21 protein-coding genes are annotated in these 17,716 nt (G+C 57.5%); 11 read left to right on the top strand and 10 right to left on the bottom strand.

Going from position 1 to position 17,716, the window contains the following annotated elements:
- Positions 1 to 99: 99 nt before the first annotated feature.
- Complete coding sequence (locus ABOK31_RS24465) at positions 100 to 738, bottom strand: flavodoxin family protein (protein WP_350019282.1); 639 nt, start codon at positions 736 to 738, stop codon at positions 100 to 102.
- A 92-nt stretch (positions 739 to 830) separates the two neighbouring features.
- On the opposite strand from ABOK31_RS24465, the gene ABOK31_RS24460 reads away from it, so the two are divergent.
- The 4 genes from ABOK31_RS24460 to ABOK31_RS24445 all read left to right on the top strand — a co-directional run bounded on the left by ABOK31_RS24460 (position 831) and on the right by ABOK31_RS24445 (position 3,620).
- A complete protein-coding gene (locus tag ABOK31_RS24460; RefSeq protein WP_174182340.1) occupies positions 831 to 1,748 on the top strand; it encodes a LysR substrate-binding domain-containing protein in 918 nt (305 codons plus the stop codon).
- A 346-nt stretch (positions 1,749 to 2,094) separates the two neighbouring features.
- Entirely contained in the window at positions 2,095 to 3,009 is a 915-nt protein-coding gene (locus ABOK31_RS24455; RefSeq protein ID WP_349959234.1) for an aldo/keto reductase, read from the top strand.
- 89 nt (positions 3,010 to 3,098) lie between these two features.
- Positions 3,099 to 3,254: an AraC family transcriptional regulator gene (locus tag ABOK31_RS24450; protein WP_350019281.1), complete on the top strand. Its 156-nt coding sequence runs from the start codon at positions 3,099 to 3,101 to the stop codon at positions 3,252 to 3,254.
- Positions 3,255 to 3,365: 111 nt separating this feature from the next.
- Complete coding sequence (locus ABOK31_RS24445) at positions 3,366 to 3,620, top strand: AraC family transcriptional regulator (protein WP_350019305.1); 255 nt, start codon at positions 3,366 to 3,368, stop codon at positions 3,618 to 3,620.
- Between the two features lie 231 nt (positions 3,621 to 3,851).
- Here ABOK31_RS24445 and ABOK31_RS24440 read toward each other — a convergent pair whose 3' ends face one another.
- From ABOK31_RS24440 to ABOK31_RS24415, 6 genes are all read right to left on the bottom strand, one after another.
- Positions 3,852 to 4,871 carry an amidohydrolase family protein gene (locus ABOK31_RS24440; RefSeq protein WP_349959233.1) on the bottom strand — a complete coding sequence of 340 codons (1,020 nt, stop codon included), beginning with the start codon at positions 4,869 to 4,871 and terminating at the stop codon, positions 3,852 to 3,854.
- 22 nt (positions 4,872 to 4,893) lie between these two features.
- Positions 4,894 to 5,313: a lipocalin-like domain-containing protein gene (locus ABOK31_RS24435; RefSeq protein ID WP_174182338.1), complete on the bottom strand. Its 420-nt coding sequence runs from the start codon at positions 5,311 to 5,313 to the stop codon at positions 4,894 to 4,896.
- Positions 5,314 to 5,374: 61 nt separating this feature from the next.
- Positions 5,375 to 6,034: a type 1 glutamine amidotransferase domain-containing protein gene (locus ABOK31_RS24430; RefSeq protein WP_350019280.1), complete on the bottom strand. Its 660-nt coding sequence runs from the start codon at positions 6,032 to 6,034 to the stop codon at positions 5,375 to 5,377.
- A 39-nt stretch (positions 6,035 to 6,073) separates the two neighbouring features.
- Positions 6,074 to 7,123 carry an NAD(P)-dependent alcohol dehydrogenase gene (locus tag ABOK31_RS24425; RefSeq protein WP_349959231.1) on the bottom strand — a complete coding sequence of 350 codons (1,050 nt, stop codon included), beginning with the start codon at positions 7,121 to 7,123 and terminating at the stop codon, positions 6,074 to 6,076.
- Between the two features lie 52 nt (positions 7,124 to 7,175).
- Positions 7,176 to 7,475, bottom strand: a complete 300-nt coding sequence (locus tag ABOK31_RS24420) for a superoxide dismutase (protein WP_174182335.1) — start codon at positions 7,473 to 7,475, stop codon at positions 7,176 to 7,178.
- A 21-nt stretch (positions 7,476 to 7,496) separates the two neighbouring features.
- Positions 7,497 to 8,072 carry a flavodoxin family protein gene (locus ABOK31_RS24415; RefSeq protein WP_349959229.1) on the bottom strand — a complete coding sequence of 192 codons (576 nt, stop codon included), beginning with the start codon at positions 8,070 to 8,072 and terminating at the stop codon, positions 7,497 to 7,499.
- A gap of 198 nt (positions 8,073 to 8,270) precedes the next feature.
- Here ABOK31_RS24415 and ABOK31_RS24410 point away from each other — a divergent pair, with 198 nt between their 5' ends.
- Both ABOK31_RS24410 and ABOK31_RS24405 read left to right on the top strand, forming a co-directional pair.
- Complete coding sequence (locus ABOK31_RS24410) at positions 8,271 to 9,209, top strand: LysR family transcriptional regulator (protein ID WP_174182333.1); 939 nt, start codon at positions 8,271 to 8,273, stop codon at positions 9,207 to 9,209.
- A 322-nt stretch (positions 9,210 to 9,531) separates the two neighbouring features.
- Positions 9,532 to 10,299: a carboxymuconolactone decarboxylase family protein gene (locus ABOK31_RS24405; protein ID WP_349959228.1), complete on the top strand. Its 768-nt coding sequence runs from the start codon at positions 9,532 to 9,534 to the stop codon at positions 10,297 to 10,299.
- Positions 10,300 to 10,305: 6 nt separating this feature from the next.
- Here the strand turns inward: ABOK31_RS24405 and ABOK31_RS24400 are convergent, their stop codons facing one another.
- Positions 10,306 to 11,196: a LysR family transcriptional regulator gene (locus ABOK31_RS24400; RefSeq protein ID WP_174182330.1), complete on the bottom strand. Its 891-nt coding sequence runs from the start codon at positions 11,194 to 11,196 to the stop codon at positions 10,306 to 10,308.
- 178 nt (positions 11,197 to 11,374) lie between these two features.
- Between ABOK31_RS24400 and ABOK31_RS24395 the strand changes: the two genes are divergently transcribed.
- From ABOK31_RS24395 to ABOK31_RS24375, 5 genes are read left to right on the top strand one after another with little or no spacing between them, the layout of a single operon-like run.
- Positions 11,375 to 11,788, top strand: a complete 414-nt coding sequence (locus tag ABOK31_RS24395) for a cupin domain-containing protein (protein WP_174182464.1) — start codon at positions 11,375 to 11,377, stop codon at positions 11,786 to 11,788.
- A gap of 1 nt (position 11,789) precedes the next feature.
- Complete coding sequence (locus ABOK31_RS24390) at positions 11,790 to 12,023, top strand: tautomerase family protein (protein WP_174182329.1); 234 nt, start codon at positions 11,790 to 11,792, stop codon at positions 12,021 to 12,023.
- Positions 12,007 to 12,477, top strand: coding sequence for a cyclophilin-like fold protein (locus ABOK31_RS24385; RefSeq protein WP_349959225.1), 471 nt, complete (start codon positions 12,007 to 12,009; stop codon positions 12,475 to 12,477). The genes ABOK31_RS24390 and ABOK31_RS24385 overlap by 17 nt, the downstream gene beginning before the upstream one ends.
- Positions 12,478 to 12,479: 2 nt before the next feature.
- Positions 12,480 to 12,854 carry a DUF2255 family protein gene (locus ABOK31_RS24380; RefSeq protein WP_349959223.1) on the top strand — a complete coding sequence of 125 codons (375 nt, stop codon included), beginning with the start codon at positions 12,480 to 12,482 and terminating at the stop codon, positions 12,852 to 12,854.
- Positions 12,855 to 12,873: 19 nt separating this feature from the next.
- Positions 12,874 to 13,857, top strand: coding sequence for an aldo/keto reductase (locus ABOK31_RS24375; RefSeq protein WP_349959221.1), 984 nt, complete (start codon positions 12,874 to 12,876; stop codon positions 13,855 to 13,857).
- 609 nt (positions 13,858 to 14,466) lie between these two features.
- Here the strand turns inward: ABOK31_RS24375 and ABOK31_RS24370 are convergent.
- A complete protein-coding gene (locus ABOK31_RS24370; protein ID WP_174182321.1) occupies positions 14,467 to 14,943 on the bottom strand; it encodes a hypothetical protein in 477 nt (158 codons plus the stop codon).
- Between the two features lie 377 nt (positions 14,944 to 15,320).
- Positions 15,321 to 17,684, bottom strand: coding sequence for an EAL domain-containing protein (locus tag ABOK31_RS24365; protein ID WP_349959220.1), 2,364 nt, complete (start codon positions 17,682 to 17,684; stop codon positions 15,321 to 15,323).
- Positions 17,685 to 17,716: the final 32 nt, after the last annotated feature.

Here is a 17,716-nt window from a genome sequence, read left to right as displayed (position 1 = left end):
GGCGGAGAGATCGTTGGAGGCGCGCTCACACCGGGCGGACCTCACGGCGTGAGCGCGTCGAGCGCGGCAAACATGCAAGCGCTCGGTCAAAGAGCGAACTCAAGCTCGCCCGGAGTGGAGCTGCTTGGTGATTTCGGCGACACGCTGGCCCAAATAAGCCGCGGTATTTAGATCACTTGGGATCGGAGACAGTTCCGGAGACTCGTCATTGGATTGCGCCATCGCGCCCAACCATCCACCGACGCGGTTCTGCTCATCCGCGCTCTTGCCGGGGAAGATATCCAAACCTACCCAGATCATCCCGTGCTGGGCGGCGAACAACGCCATCGTGACAAGAGAATTCAGCTTGTCGCCGTGCATGGCGCCCGAGTTCGTGAAACCTGCGGCAACCTTGTTGCGCCATTTCTGCGGGAACCAGGCTGGCCGCGTCGAATCCTCCATGAACTTCTTGAGGCGGGAAGAAAGCGTGCCGTTGTAGGTCGGCGAGCCAAAAATAATGGCGTCGCTCGCTTCCAGCACCTCCCAAGAAATCTCGTCATTCGCCACAGCAATGAGCTGTGCCTCGGCACCGGCTACCCGGCCAACGCCTTCCGCAACTGCAACGGCCTGTTTGGCGGTATGCCCATATCCACTATCATATACGATCGCGACCTTCATTTCGTCTGGTCCTGCTTGCTGTTTGCCAATTTCAAAGGTTGAAGTCGTGTGACGAGAGCTCCGCGAGCGCCTTGCGTCCACATTTCAGCCCGCTTCATAGTGTGGAATTTTGATTTGCGGTGCGGATAGTTTTTCGCATACATGTATCCTCAAATTCTACATTGGAGGCATGAGTGCGGGATCGTCTTGATGGCGTTGCAGTGTTTGTGGAAGCCGTCGAAGCGGGAAGCTTCGCGCGAGCTGGCGACAGGCTTGCCCTGACTCGTTCGGCCGTTGGCAAAACGATCGCCCGGCTGGAAGAGCGGCTTGGTGTCAGGCTGTTTCATAGAACGCCGCGAAGTCAGATCCTGACCGAAGATGGCCAAATCTACTATGAAAGATGTCAGCGGGCGCTCGGAGAACTGCGAACTGCGGAAAACCTGCTGGAAACAGGCAGGCGTGATGTCGCCGGTCGATTGAAGATAGCGCTTCCATTGCTGTTCGGGCGTCTCTGCGTTCAGCCAATTCTGCTTGACCTCGCACAGGAGCATCCAAAACTTGAGCTGGATCTGCGGTTCACCGACAAGATTGTTGATATCGTCGGCGAAGGATTCGACCTGGCAATCAGGAACACCAGCCCGGTCCAGAACAGCGGCCTACATGTTCGGAAAATCGCGACACAAGGGAAGGCCATTTGTGCGTCGCCGCTCTACCTTCAAAAGCACGGAATTCCCAAAACCATCGACGACCTCTCCAACCACGACGCACTCGTCTATTGGCGTAACGACCAGCATGTGCCCTGGACCTTGCGCAGCGACACGGGCGAATTGGTGGAACCTCACCTCAACTGGCGTCTGCAGTTCGACAACCATGAAGCAATAGCGGATGCGGCGGTGCGAGGCATGGGAATCGCCTGGATGCACGATTGGCTGGTCCACGACCATCTAAAATCCGGGCGGCTGGTCTCCTTGTTGGAAAAGTTCCCCTCTCCCCGCATGACCACCTACGTCTTATGGCCCTCCACCCAGTATATCCCCATGAAGCTGCGGGTAACCATAGATACGCTGGCCGCCAAATTGGACCAGACCGCCACACTTGGAGTTCCCATTTAGATGTAGCTCTGGAAGCTGGCTCCGGCCCGTTATCTTAGAGCAATTCCAGGAAAAGTGCGCAGCGGTTTCCGTCCGGAATTGCGTGAAAACAAAGAGATAGAGCGGCTCAGAGATTCCGTGAAAAGCTGAACCGCTCTAGGCCCTGACAATCCGCATCGGGCAAGTTTTGAACGCATCCCCGCAGGCTACGTATGGGGGAAGAGTTTTCGCCACTCGCAAGATCGCTTCTACATTAAAGTCCAAAACGGCTGCGTGGAAACGCGGGTATGCGTGCGACTAAAGGTTTTCGATGTCGCTCATTGGCTTGATCGGCCAGCCCGTGTCGCAGCAAGATTTGGAGACCCGCATGACTGCCACACAACAGACTTTTCCCATCAGCCCCACTGTCCAGATCCCGGCAATTGGCTTCGGGACGTATCTTGTCCCAAACGATGACGTGGGAGCCGCTGTTCGTACAGCCATCGGGCTGGGTTACCGTCACATCGATACCGCCGCAGTCTATCAGAATGAAGAGGGCGTCGGCGAAGGCATCAGGGCTGCCTTGAAAGACATGGGGCTTTCCCGGAGGGACATCTTCGTCACGACCAAACTCTGGCCAGGTCACGCCACCTGGAATCAGGAGCCAAAAACCGAAAGGGAGACCTTGGCTGAGTTCGACGCAAGTCTCGCGCGCCTCGGTCTGGATTACCTTGATCTCTATCTCATCCATTCACCACACGGTGGTTCGGCGCGCATCGGCCAATGGAAAGCTCTTCTTCAACTGAAGCAAGCTGGAAAATCCCGTGCCGTCGGTGTCAGCAATTTCAACGCAGCCCATCTTGAAGAGCTCAAAAACGCAGGGCTCCCGATGCCGGATGCCAATCAGATCGAACTCCACCCGTGGTCGCAGAAGCCGGATTTGATTTCCTACATGCACAACAACCGGATCGCCCCCATTGCCTATAGCAGTCTTGCGCCACTTTCGACGTGGCGCGCAGGCCCTGGAGAAGACAGTGCAAAGACGGAAGATATGAAACAGAATGACGGTGTCTTCACGGCCCTGGCCAAGAAGTACGGCGTTACCGAAGCGCAGCTCCTCCTTCGTTGGGGAACCCAGAACGGTTATGCAGTCCTTCCCAAGAGCCTTAAGCCCGAACGCATGCGGCAAAACCTTGATCTCGATAGATTCTCCATCGACGATGGCGACATGGCTCTGATCCGCACCATGGACCGTGGCGGCGGCATTGCATGGTCGATGGGCGATCCGAGTGCCGTGGACTGAGCGAAATCGCTTTACCTGATGTCTGATCTACCTATTCAAAGCATCACGGGTCACAATCGAAATCAAAGATAGGCGCAAGCGGGCATGGTATGGTGTTGGGCAACACAACCGCGGGGCTTTTGGCCGCTTTCGAACGGCTCGTCAGGCTACTGGATGAGCCCGAATTGATTCCAGCGCTGGCGCCGCTGGCACAGCGGGAAATCTTCTATCGCGTTCTGTGCGGCGACGCCGGAAGCCATTTGTAGCAGGTGGCCTCTATCGACAATCAGAACCAAAGCATCGGCCGAGCCATCAATTGGCTCAAGGCCAATTTCCGGGAACCATTGCGCGTCGAAGAACTCGCAGCCCGGGTAAGCATGAGCTCCTCGCGGTTTCATCATCACTTTCGACGTCTCACGTCGATGAGCCCTCTTCAGTTTCAGAAGTGGCTCCGGCTGACTGAAGCTCGACGCCGAATGCTGCTCCGAGGCGTGGATGCGTCTACGGCTGCTTATGAGTTGGGTTATGAGAGTCCGTCGCAATTTAGTCGAGAGTACACGCGTCAGTTCGGGACATCACCACGCCGGGATGTGGGAGGGCTACTGCGGCAGGACCTTTCGCCTATCAGTTAGCGGACGCCGCAGAAGAATTTATTGCGCACTGATCCAACATTCAGTGCAGGCCGTCAATTGAAATAATACTTCCGTCAATACGATGGATCAAACTGCCGACACGATTGTTTGAATGCTAAGCTGCCGCCTCAACAGTTAAATCAGAATCTCCGCGCTTTGACTTTCATTCCATCTCAATATGGCTTGAGACAGCACGAGTTCAGTGCTTGCGTCGATGCGTAAACGTCCATATCACCGCTCGTCAGGAGTAGCTGTATGCAGTCGTACTTGATCCTTGCCACCGCCTGCGGTCAAGCGCTCCCAATTCCGATAGGCGAATTTCGCTTTGCTGGCATCATCTAACTCCAGCCCCGCTACGAAACCACGTGCATCGCCTCCGGGACGGTATTGGTACGGATAGTCAGTCGAGAACAGGACACGGTCGATACCGACGGCGTCGATCGCCTGCTGCATATAGGTCGGACTGAACATGCCGCTTGCAGTCAGATAAAGATTGCTGCGAATATAGTCGATGAATGGCCGCTGGAGCTTGGACACACGATCAATCATCACAAGCCGCTCAAGATAGAACAGCACCAACTCGCCCCAATGACCCAGGATCACCTGAAGGGTTGGATAGCGGTCGAAGATGCCACCCAGGATCAGACGCACGAACTGGATACCCGCCTCGAAATGCCATCCAAGCGCGAATGTGGACAAGGCGAGATCGACGGGGGCGCTAAAACCGGCGTAATAGGACTCGCGCACGCTCATCCGCGGTATCTGCGGATGGATCAGGAGGGGCACATTGAGTTCGGCCGCACAAGCGAATGTCTGTTCGAAGATCGGATGATCCAGATTTTTGTCGCCGACCCGCCCGAAAAGAACGGCACCCTTGCAGCCAAGTTGCTCGACGGATCGCCTCAACTCCAGCGCCGCCGCATCAGCCTCCGAGGATGGCAGAACTGCCATCGCCTGGAAGCGGGACATGTTGGCAGAAACGGCTTCGGCCAGCAAATCATTGGCACGACGAGCAAGATCGATGCCGTGGTGACCAAGATTGTTGAGGCCCGGTGCCGTCAAGGAGAGAACCTGAACATCGACGCCCGTCTCGTCCATCAGAGCCAGCCGCTGTTCTCCAAAGTCGGCAAGCCGTTCGCCAATGATCCCTGGATTGAGGCTAAGCGTCCCATCATCGGCGCCGGGTATGGTATTCCAGGCCTGCTTCACCTCATTGGGGAGAACATGCTCTTCGATCGCGATGATCTTCATCTCTGAAACCTTTGGATTCGCATCATCCGCGGCGCCAAACGACGCGCCATTTTTCATCATCCCGCGTGGATGTGAGGATAAGTTGATCATCCACGAAGCTGTAAGCTCGCCGGAAGTCCTGTCCCACAAGCCCGCGAACCAACGCTCCTTCGACCCGATAGACAAAGACGCCGTTCAGGGCATCAAGTGCAATGCTGCCGTAGCTCGCTTCGTATCCAGCACTGCTATATGCGCTATCGACATGATCGGGTTCGAGGTTGCGAACCTGAACCGCCATTTGACCATCGCCTGTAAAGACGAGGAGGCCTTCTACGCTGGCGCTCCTCATCGCTCCGTTCGCGTCGGGCTGCTCGATGGTCACAAGATGCCAAGCGCCTTCCAATCGGGCAAGGACCTCAGCATCTGCGGTCATCTGCTTGCGCGTACCAGCAACGATCTCCATTGGTCGAGCTTCTCTATATTTTGGCCCTCGGCCGGGTAACCCTTTGCACGAAGGGCAGCGTTCAGCCTTTCGTCGTCAACTGATCGACGATAGCTTGGCCGACGCCGTGCGCAGAAGCCGGGTTCTGGCCGGTAATCAGGCGACCGTCGGTTACGACATTTTCCGACCAATTCGGTGCAGCCTGATGCAGCGCGCCGCGCTGCTTGAGAGTGGTCGCAAGGAGATACGGCACCACCTTCGTATATCTGACCTCGGCCTCCTCCTCATCCGTGAAGCAGGCAAGCCTCTTGCCAGCCACGAGATAGCTGCCGTCGGAAAGTGTGGCGTTCACCAGCGCGGCCGGGCCGTGGCAGACTGCCGAGACGATGCCGCCCGCTTCCCAGATTTCGCGGATGACCTTTTGCACGGCCTCGCTCTCTGCGAAGTCCCACATCGTACCGTGGCCTCCGGCAAAGAAGACTGCCGAGTAGCGCGATGGGTCGAGGTCGCCGAGCACCAGGGAATGCGCAAGTGCCGCGCGGAAGTGCTTGTCATTCCAGTAGTGAGCGTTAGCCGCATCGGAGAGGTCGAAGAAGTCGATCGGCGGATGACCGCCCCGGATCGAGGCGATTTCCGCCTGAATGCCGGCGGCCTCAAACACTTGCAGCGGATGGGTCAATTCGACCATCGCGAAGCCGGTCGGCTCGCCGCTGTCACCGCGGATCGGATGGCTCGTGACCACGCACAGAACGGGCTTGATGATTTCGGCATGGATTTTTCCTCAGGATTTAAGCGAGGCCATGTCGATGACGAAGCGATATTTCACATCGCTCTTCAACATGCGCTCATAGGCTTCGTTGATCTTCTGAATGGGTATGATCTCCACATCGGAGACGATGCCGTGTTCGCCGCAGAAATCGAGCATCTGCTGGGTTTCAGGCACGCCGCCGATGAAGGAACCCGAGATCGCCCGGCGGCCGCGTACGACATTTGCAGCATCGACCGGCGCACTGAGAGGTCCGAGATAGCCGACGAGGACCAACACGCCTTCCAGCGCCAGAGTTGGCATATAGGGATTGATGTCGTGATCGTAGGGAACAGTGTCGATAATGACGTCGAAGCGGCCGGCGACGGCCTTCATCTGCTCCGCATCGCCCGACAGGACGACATGGTCGGCGCCGAGGCGGAAAGCATCTTTCTCCTTGCCGGCCGAGCGGGTGAACAGGGTGACATCGGCGCCAAGCGCCTTGGCGAGCTTCAGCGCCATGTGGCCAAGCCCGCCCAGGCCAATCACCGCGACCCTGCTGTCCTTGCCGACATTCCAGCGGTGCAACGGTGACCAGGTCGTGATACCAGCACAAAGCAATGGTGCGGCGCCGACCGGATCGAGCCCATCAGGCAATGACAGCACGAATTTTTCGCGCACGGGGATGGAATCCGAATAGCCGCCATAGGTGATGCTGCCATCCTGCCGATCGCTACCGTTATAGGTGAAAGTCGGACCCTCGTCACAGTCCTGCTCCCAGCCGTTGAGGCAGGGCTTACAATGCTGGCAGGAATCCACCATGCAGCCGACCCCAACCATGTCACCAGCCTTGAAGCGCGACACACCTGCACCGACCTCACGCACCCGCCCGATGATCTCGTGGCCCGGCACGATGGGGTAAGTCGTGAAGCCGCCATGGTTTCGGGCCAAATGGAGGTCGGTGTGGCAGACGCCGCAGTAGAGGATGTCGATAACGACGTCATCTGGCCGGGGTGTGCGCCGTTCGAAGGCGAAACGCTCGAGCGGTCCAGTGGCCGATTGAGCCGCAAAGCCCAGTGCGTTCATGGTGTTTACTCCGAATTGTCGTGAGCCCGATAGCTCGGACGCGTACGCGGAATCAGGCGTTGCCGGGGGCGAACAGCGATTCCCAGTTCGTAAACGGACCGAGCGGGATCAGCTCCCAGTCGATCAGGCCTGCCTTGGCGAGGGGAAATTCGGCGAGCGCCGCTTTGGCCGCGTTGATGGACTCGGCTTCCGCGATGATGGCGACACCGGGACGGTCCTGCCGGAAGTAGATGTCACGGATGATCCCGCCTTTGTACATCTGCCAGGCGTGGCGGGCCTCATCCTGCATATGCGGCTGATACTTCTCCAGCGAGGCACCGGGCTGTGGGACGTCGAGGCAAAGCAGTTTCATAGTCAGAATCCTTCGTTTGGTTTATGATTGGGCGGGTTGAAACCGGCTGGTCGTCTCCGCCACGCGCCGGCCGAGATACTGAGCCGTCTTCAGATCGCTGCCGATCAGCGCGACGTCCGGGGCCTGGTCTACGTTCGATTGGGTCATGACCCCCAGCCAGCTTCCAAGCCGGTTGAGATCATCCACGCTGCCAGCGCTGCTGCTATTGCCCGGCATCATGTCGAGGCCGACCCAGATCATGCCGTGCTGGGCTGCGAACAATGCCATCGATATGAGCGAGTTCAGCTTGTCGCCGTGCTGGGCTCCTGAATTGGTGAACCCAGCGGCAATCTTGTTGCGCCACGTTTGAGCCGACCAGGCCGCCTTGGTCGAATCTTCGAAGAACTGCTTGAACTTGGCGCTGATCAGGCCGTTATAGGTCGGCGATCCGAAGACAATGGCATCGCTCCGCTCAAGTGTCGCCCAGTCCATCGGACCGTCCGCAACAGCGATGAGTTTCACCTCAGCTCCCGGTACCTCGCCAACGCCGGCCGCCACGGCTTCAGCGACGCGCGCGGTGTGGCCGAAGCCACTGTCATATACGATTGAAATCAACAACTTGATCGCCCTCCGGCAATGAGAATCCGCATGACGGGAGGGCGATTTGGGCCGTGCGCCCCTGATCGCCCTGAAAATGTCATTTGCTTGATCTCATCGATATCGTAGAATGGCATTCAGCAGTGGCGATTGTTTTTCACTTGTTTATTTCCCCAAATTCCGCAATCGCGTCACAAAAGCGTCTGAAAAGGTTTCGCCATGCGCGACAGATTTGACGGGATAGAAGTCTTTGTGGAAGCTGTCGAAGCTGGAGGGTTCAAAAGAGCGGCCGACCGGCTCTCCCTCACTCCTTCGGCTGTCGGCAAGGCCATTGCCCGCCTGGAAGAACGACTTGGTGTCCGCCTGTTTCAGCGAACGACCCGCACGCAATGTCTGACCGAAGATGGCCAGCAATATTACGAGAGATGCGTGCGTGCCATCGAGGAGTTGCGCACGGGCGAATCCCTGTTGGAAACCGGACGGCGCGAGGTTGTCGGCAAACTTCGCGTATCGCTGCCTGTATTGTTCGGCCGCTACTGCGTCGCGCCCATTCTGCGTGCCTATGCCCGCCAGCATCCGAAGCTTGAACTCGAGCTCAGCTTCAATGACCGCCAGGTCGATATGATCGCCGATGGCTTCGACCTTGCCATTCGCAACGGTGCACTCGGTAATGGAACCTCATTGCGCGCACGGCGGCTTGTCAGCCAACGCAAGGCGCTCTGTGTGTCCCCGGCATATCTGGCGGTTCGCGGACAGCCGCACTCCCTTGCCGATTTCGAGGATCACGACACGCTTGTCTATTGGCGCAACGATTACGCATTGCCGTGGCGGCTTCCTGATTTGTCCGGCAACCTCGTTGATGTGCCCGTTGCCTCCAGGCTCCGCTTCGACGACTTGGAGACGATTACAGACGCCGCCGTCGAAGGCATGGGGCTTGCCTGGCTGCCCTATTGGCTCGTCAGCGATCACATTCGCGCCGGCAATCTGGTTGAACTCTGGGCGGACAGGCCAAGTGCCACGATAGAAACCTACGCAGTCTGGCCAGTAGCGCAACATCTCCCACTGCGTTCCCGGCTGGCGATCGACGCTCTTGCAAGCGAATTACCGAAACGGTTCGATCAGGAGATCGATCAACCCGTTGGGCTTTCAGCGACATAGGCTTGGCATGGTATGAACGCTTTTGGATCGCGCGAATTCCGCTCATCACCCATTGAGCTTGAAGATCTCGGCCCGGAGTTTAAGGGCACCGCAGGTCGGATGATCACGTAGGCAGCGTCTTTCTCCACAACTGCTGCAGCTGTAGGCGGATACCGTGATCGCAGTCACGATCGCGTCGGCCCAATGAGGTTGAACAAATCTTGCTTTGATAGCCGATTAATGTACAGCGCACATAAGTCCTATCAATTTATGACGCTATATCACATAGGTCGACTGCCCTACCCTCTCGGGAAACCTAAAATCCCGTTATGAGAGGAATCCTATGAAAACCTCCGCCATCACCATGCTCGCACTTTCCATCGTGGGTTTCGATAGTGCCAACGCTCAGGAAAGCGTCGCGATCTACGCGCAGGCCATTCAGGCAGTGGCTCCCGCCCTCGACCGCTACACGTCGACAACGCTCCTAGGCGGGGTCTGGAAGCGCCCAGGCCTATCGATGCGCGACCGCAGCATCGTCACCGTCGCGATCTTGATCGCCCGCAACCAGACAACCGAACTGCCCTTCTACTTGAATGTCGCACTGGATAACGGCGTGAAGCCTGCCGAGCTGTCGGAAATTTTCACTCACCTGGCGTTTTATGCCGGCTGGGGCAATGCGATGGCGGCGGTCGTCGCGGCGGCCGACGTCTTCAAACAGCGCGGCATTGGCGCCGATCAGCTGCCAAGCGCGACGCCGGATCTGATGTCGCTCGATCAGGCAACTGAAGACCAACGGGCGGCGGCCGTGCAGGCAAATGTAGGGCCGGCATCGCAGAGCCTTGTTGACTACACTGGCAGCGCGCTTTTCCATGATCTCTGGCTCCGCCCGGATCTCGCGCCGCGCGACCGTAGCCTGGTGACGGTCAGCGCCCTGATCGCCAATGGCCAGGGGATGCAAATCACCTACCATCTCAACCGCGCGATGGACAACGGCCTGACCGAGGCCGAGGCGGCAGAAGTTCTGACTCAGTCGGCCTTCTACGCCGGCTGGCCGAATGCCATGAGCGCCGTGCCGGTCTTCAAGGAGATCTTCGCCAAGCGCGCCGGCTAGCTCGCGTCATTCGCGATGGCGCAGCGCGTCAACGAGAATACCGAACGCCGGCGAGCTCTGCCGGCGCGTCGGGTAGTACAGATGATAGCCCTCGAACGGCGCGCACCAGTCGTCGAGAACCTGGACCAGACGGCCGGTGGCAAGATCGGCTGCCACAAGGCTCTCTTCCAGATAGGCGAATCCGAAGCCGTCGAGAGCTGCGTTGTAGATATGGACGACGCTGTTGCAGATCAGCTGGCCATCGACGCGAACGCGCAGCTCCTCGCGGTCCTTTTCGAACTCCCAGGCATAAAGCCCGCCATGCGTCGGCAGGCGCAAGTTGATGCAAGAATGGTTGGTCAGATCCTGGGGCACGCACGGCATTTCCCGACCGTTCATGTAAGACGGGGCGGCAACGACGATCATCCGCATCGCGGGACCGATCGGCACGGCGATCATGCCCTGCGAGACTATGCCGCCGAGGCGCACGCCGGCATCAAACCGATCGCCGATGATGTCAGTCAGGCCGTAGTCGATGATGATCTCAACCTTGATATCGGGATAGTCGATCAGGCGCTGCAGCTTGGGGCGCAGAACCGCCATCACTGCGTAATCTTCAGCTGTGATGCGGAAATTGCCGACCGGCCGCTCTTGCCGCTCTGTCAGGGCGGTCAGTTCGTTCTCGATTTCTTTGAGGCGCGGACCGAGAGTCGAAAGCAGCAGGTCTCCTTCGGTGGTAGGTGCGACCTGGCGCGTCGTGCGCGTCAGCAGACGCAGCCCGAGGCGCTCCTCCAGCCCCCGAATTGCATGGCTCAGGCCGGATTGAGACATGCCCAGTTGCGCAGCGGCTCTGGTGAAGCTCTTTTCGCGCGCAACCACCACAAAGGCCAGCAGGTCATGGATGTTTTCTCTGAGCATTTATGTATGCCTTTCATAATTATGCGGGAATCTGCTGCGCCTCTGCCGAATAGGGCATGTTGTGAGCGCCTATTCATGTGCGCAACACATAATAGCTAGCATGATTTGCGGTCTAATCGGACCTTATGGCACGGACTAGAATCTATCCGAAAACAATCATCTTCCGAAGGAACGAGACATCATGGACATCACCAGGAACGGAAGTCAGCCTTCAGGCAAAGGCCCGGCCGAGTGGTTCACCGGAACCGTGCGCGTCGACCCGCTATTCGCATCGAACGACGCGCGCCGCGCCGCCGCTGGTAGTGTGACGTTTGAGCCGGGCGCCCGCACGGTTTGGCATACCCATCCTCTCGGCCAAACCTTGATCGTGATCGCCGGCCTCGGCCGTGTGCAGCGCGAAGGAGGCCCGATCGAGGAGATCCAGCCTGGCGACGTTGTATGGTTCGCGCCAAACGAGAAACATTGGCATGGCGCATCCCCCACGACCGCAATGACCCACATAGCCATCCACGAGCACCTGAACGGTAAACTCGTCGACTGGATGGAGCATGTCACCGACGAGCAATATGGCCTCACAGCCGGAGGGATGTGAAATGCCGCACGTCGTCGTGAAAATGCTGGCCGGTCGCCCCGAGGCTCAAAAGCAGGCGTTGACTGCCAAACTGACGGAGGCCGTCATGTCCGCTCTTGGCGTCGAAGATGCCTCCATCTCGATTGCAATCGAAGACGTCACGCGCGCTGACTGGACCGACAATGTCTATGTGCCGGACATCCGGGAAAAGATTGATCAGCTTTACAAGAAACCTGGTTATGACCCGTTCGCGTAAGGGCACCATGCTGGGCCGATCAGCTCGCATCAAGCGGACCGTTGTCATCATGGCAGCGGCTGCAGGTTCGGCTGTCAATGCCAACGAATTGGGAAATGCGATGAGGATCCAAATCTCCGCGCCTGGGGGAACCGCAATTGCGGTTCTCGACGACAACACCGCCGCGCGCAATTTTCTGGCGCTGTTGCCGCTCAAGCTTGTTCTTGAGGACTATGCCGCCACCGAGAAGATCAGCGACCTGCCGCGCCGGCTCTCGACCGATGGCGCGCCTGCCGGCATCACACCTTCGGCAGGCGACATTACGTTCTATGCCCCTTGGGGCAATCTCGCGATTTTTCACAAGACCTTTCGGTATTCCGAAGGCCTGGTGAAGCTCGGCCGGATTGAAAGCGGTCTGGACGCGATCGAAGCCCCAGCCCGTGTGCCCGTCACCTTTGAACGTTTGAAGGACTGACCATGGATTGGAACCCGCAAGAATTAGCCGCCATTGCGACCGCCGATGATCTGCACATCGCCCCGTTCCGGGACGATGGCATCACCTACGGTACGTTGACCTGGATATGGTCGGTCGTTGTGGATGGCGCGCTCTATGTCCGGGCTTACAATGGCAAAGGCTCCCGCTGGTACGGAGCCGCCATGAAGCAGCGCGCCGGCAGGATCACCGCCGCAGGCCTCGATCGGGACGTATCCTTCGACCCTGTCGATGGGCCGCTCAATGCGGCGATCGATGACGCCTATCGAGCGAAATATGCCGGCAGCCGGTACTTGGCTGCCATGATCGGCGACCGTGCGCGCGGGGCGACGGTTCGCATCACGCCGCGCAATCAGTAACACAAGAGGAGACTTAGCCATGCAGAAGCGTAAACTTGGACAAGGACTTGAAGTCTCTGCTCTCTCACTGGGCGCCATGGGCTATGGCAAGGCGCGCGAGCTGCCAGACCGAGCCGAAATGATCGCCCTGCTCCGCACGGCGGTCGAGCGCGGCATGGACTTTTTTGATACCGCCGAAGCCTACGGTCCCCTTACCAACGAAGTGATGGTCGGCGAAGCGTTGGCGCCCGTCCGCAACCAAGTCAAAATCGCCACGAAATTCGGGTGGGACATCGATCCGGAAACAGGCATCCACCTTGGTGGCGTCAACAGCAAGCCCGACCATATCCGCAAAGCGGTTGAGGGCAGCCTGAAGCGCCTGAATATCGAGACCATAGACCTGCTCTATCAGCACCGCGTCGATCCGGAAGTCCCGATGGAGGACATTGCCGGCACGGTCAAGAATCTGATTGCGCAAGGCAAGGTGCGCTGGTTCGGTCTTTCTGAAGCCGGCGCCGGCTCGATCCGTCGCGCGCATGCGGTGCAGCCCGTGGCGGCCCTTCAGAGCGAATATTCCCTCTGGACCCGCGAGCCCGAAGCCGAAATTCTGCCGACGCTCGAGGAGTTGGGCATCGGTCTGGTGCCATTCAGCCCGCTGGGCAAGGGATTCCTGACCGGCAAGATAGACGTGAGCACTCAGCTCGACCCTTCCGACATGCGCAACAATATTCCACGCTTCGCAGCGGAGGCACGTGAAGCCAATCAGCGTCTGGTCGACCTGATCCGGCGCATCGGCGACCGGCACAATGCCACACCCGCGCAGGTCGCGCTCGCCTGGCTGCTCGCGCAAAAGCCCTGGATCGTGCCACTGTTCGGCACTCGCAAACTCGAACGCTTCGAGGAAAACATCGGGGCACTCAGCGTCACCCTAACGACGGACGACCTCGCGGAGATCAAAGCCGCCAACATTAAGCCGCAAGGCAATCGGTATCCCGAAGAGCATATGAAGCGGGTCGGTCTCTAACGGGGCGAGGCAGAACCACCAAGGACGTCAGCCCCTTAGCGCCTGCTAACTCCTGCCTCACCGTCAGGCAGGTCCGCAGAAGGCTTGCGCCCAAACTCGAGAGTAAAGAAGCGCTATTTGCGATGCGCCTAATAGTGAACATGATCGACCTCACTCGTATCCATCCTGCCTCTCGCTTCGTTTGCAGCAAGAACGGAATCTTGAGCAGTACCGGAGTTGGGCAGCATGTTGGCAAACATGTAACAGTTTGCTCTTGAACGGGGTTGAACCGTATTCCTATGACTAAACTGCTCAGTGACAAAAGGCGCACCAGGGTGGTTGCATGGATAGACTGCGCTCGTATTTGCGGGGAACATAAGCCAGCCGCAATCCGGCCAAGACTTGGCGGACAGCCTCGCGCATTAGACCTTGATTAGCGGCGGAAGGATGAATTGGGGCCGGCAGCACTTACTGGTGAGGCGATTTCGCTCAATCGGAGAAATAGGGCGCCAACTAGGCGATCGATACTTCTTGATGTTCGAAATCGATATGCCCAAGGATCAAAAAGGTAAAGCCCGCGCGAAGCGGGCCAGGTGTTGCATTGAGTAACGTATTCAGATTCAGTCTTGCTCACTTCTCTGTTTCGGGTTTGCCAGCCCTTGCAGTCCGCTTTGTCCGTGATGCCTTGGTGGAGGCTTTTGCTGAAGCAGGCTTGATTGAACTGGGCCGCGATTTTGCTGCATTCAGTAGCGCGGCGCGGCGCGAACGGTTGTCCTCGAGTGCCTTTTGAAAACCGAGATCCTGTTCCGCATGCAGAGCAAGATCATCGAGAAATTCGGCGACTTCCTTGACGGACTCGACAACAACATAGGTCAGCCCTTCTCCGGCGCTAACCGCGTCGCGACCAATGCTGACGCCAAAGCCGCCTGGAACACGCTGAAACCACGTCGAACGCCATTTCTTAAAACCGGCTGCATCACGCTCATATTCTTCGAGATAATTCTTTTGTTCTGCGACTCTCAAACGAAAGGAATCAATCGCATTTCGCGTGCCAGCCTTCGGCTTATCGGCCCTCTTGGCAGACCACTTCTCAATAAAACTTGTCATATACATATGCTCCATAAGATCGAGATTCTCGATCGGGCAGTCTCAAGTCCTCCAACAGGGCGTACGATAATCCATCATGCATTGCAATGATCAGTCAGCAATATGCAACCAATGCGGTACTTCACATTTGACTCATTCCACCAATATCCAACAGACCCACATTCCTTTCTCAATGTAGCATTCGCTCAACGGCCATATGAGAAAGCTCGAGCAGTTTTTCCAGCTGAGATGCTGAACGCCGATCTCGTGTCCAATATCTGCCTTCCTTCCAGACCTCCTGCTATGGCTAGAAGGCGCTTGTTGCCTTTGTGACAAATATTGTTCGGTATGGCAGATGGATTGGCATCAAATGTTGCCGGACCCATATCATTGAGTTCTCAACTTGTCTTGAGCAATTTGTCCACAGATCGAGGAATGCTGAAACAATCGAGTTCGTCGAGAGGAACAGGTCTGGAGAAGAAATAGCCTTGGAGATCCGTGCAACCCATCGCCGCTAGAAAGTCGCGCTGATATTCAGTTTCGACCCCTTCGGCTGTCGTCGCAATGCCAAGACTATTGCTTAACGAGATAATGGCGCTGACGATTGCCGTGCCGTTGGCTTTCGTGCCGAGGAGCGAGACGAATGATCGATCAATTTTGATCCGGTCAACATCGAAGCGTGTTAAATGGCTGAGGCACGAATAGCCGGTTCCAAAATCATCCAGCGAAATCTGAATACCCTCGCCGCGCAACGACTTCAGTACTGAATAGATGTCTGCATAATCCTCTATGAGCGAGGATTCAGTGAGTTCGAGCTCAAGCCGGGATGGCGATAGCCCGGTCTCCTGAAGTACGGCGCGCACTTCCTCGACAAAATTTGGCCGCCTCAGCTGAGAAGGGGACACGTTCACCGCGACAAATGTGTTTTCAGGCCAGTTGCAGGCCGCGGTGCAGGCGTCGCGCAACACCCAGAATCCAAGTGCGTCAATAAGGCCGCCTTCTTCGGCGGCGGGGATGAAACTCGCTGGCATCAGCAGTCCGCGCTGGCTATGCCGCCACCGTACGAGCGCCTCGGCTCCCGTCACCGAATATCCCTTCCCCGCTTGATGTACAGGCTGGTAGTAGACCTCTAATGCTCCGAAGTCCGGCTGGTCCGCAACCATATCACCGCGCTCACCATCGTCAGATGAAACCCGGATCTTGGATAGGACCTCACGCAATTCGTTTTTAAGGATATCGCGTGCATTCCTGCCTCCATCCATGGAGGGTGAATAGACACGCCACCGGCCCCTGCCGCTTACTTTCGCTTCATATAGCGCGACATCGGCATAGCGCATGATATCGTCGGCATTCCGCCCCGTATCAGGCACAAGCGCAACGCCGATCGAGCAGCCAACGCGGGCTACGGCTTCCCCGTTCAACAGCGGGAAAGGTTTGCTAAGCTCCGTGACGATTGCCTCGCAGATTGCCGGTAGAGCTTGATCGTGATCTTCGATGTCCCGAAGAAGCAAGGCAAATTCGTCTCCTCCGAGCCGCGCTAGAGTATCTTGTGACCGAAGGAGTGAACGGATTCGATCAGCGGCCAACTTGATGAGTTCGTCGCCGGCGGCGTGACCAAACGTGTCGTTCACAGCTTTGAACCGGTCGAGGTCAAGAAGCGCGATTGCCGGCCGCTTCGTCGAGTTTTCCAATTCGGCCAGGCACTCGTCGAACCTCATCGCAAACAATGCGCGATTGGGGAGATCTGTCAGCACATCGTGTAATGCAAGCTGCCTCGCATGGAATTCGCTTTTTTTCAACTCGCCCAGACTCTTTCGCAGACGCACAAGCAGGATTGTCAGCAGAAGCGCCATCATCAGGGCTGCGATCGAAAGCGCCGGCATCAATCGACCGATCACCCTTGATCCCGGAAGATCAGGCCGCCATACGATGAAACCGATCGGTTCGCCATTTGTCGTATCGTCAATCTGAAATGCAACTTCGTCATCACCAGCGTCGGCAGTGCGCGCGAAGCGTGCGCCATTGAGCCCCTGTTCCCGGCTCAATTCGTCCAACGCCGCTCCATCCAGGAACCGTAAGACGATCACAAATTGCCATGACGGCTGCCCTTGCCCTTCGTGCGGCTCCCTGACGGCTGCAATGCCGACAATCGTCGGCCGGCCTTCCAGGCGCAGCAAACTGGCCAAGCCACGATGAGCAAGAACTGCATTTCCAGCGGGATTGTCCAATGATCCGGGCAAGTGCTCAATCGACATTGCTCGCTGGTGTACGGCGATGCCCGCCTCTCGAAGAAGCGGCAAAAGAAGAGGCTTCATCCAGCGATAGCGTTTTTCCGTCTCGCCGTCCGCCATCATGACCAGGTCACCATGCTCGTCCACGACAAACGCCTGATCATAGCCAAAGACAGATGTTGCAGCCTGGCTGATCGCGCTTCCGGCGGCTGTCGTTAAAACCGCATTGAAGGCAGGCGAAACTGAGGATGCGCCGGAGGTCGGGTAGGCTCTGTTTGCAGCAAGGTAACCATTGCCGACTTGTCCAATGACACGCGCCACTTGATCAACTTGCTCTCTCAGACGAGTGTTCACGAGCTGCCGCTGTCTATCAAGTGCTGCAGAGTCACTTTCAGTTCCCGCCCACAATGCAGACAGTACGACAAGTCCAATTACTCCCAGAGCGCTAGCCGCAATCAGGAAGAGAATCCTTCCCGAAGCTATCCAGGATTGTTGAAAGGATTTTGGACTAGAGGAACGAATAATGTGCAAGCGCAGATCCCTGAACAACGCTGTATTAGGAC

This window comes from Rhizobium sp. ZPR4 (assembly GCF_040215725.1).
In the GTDB taxonomy this organism is placed as follows: Bacteria; Pseudomonadota; Alphaproteobacteria; order Rhizobiales; family Rhizobiaceae; genus Rhizobium; species Rhizobium rhizogenes_D.
This window is presented reverse-complemented; position numbering and strand designations above follow the sequence as displayed.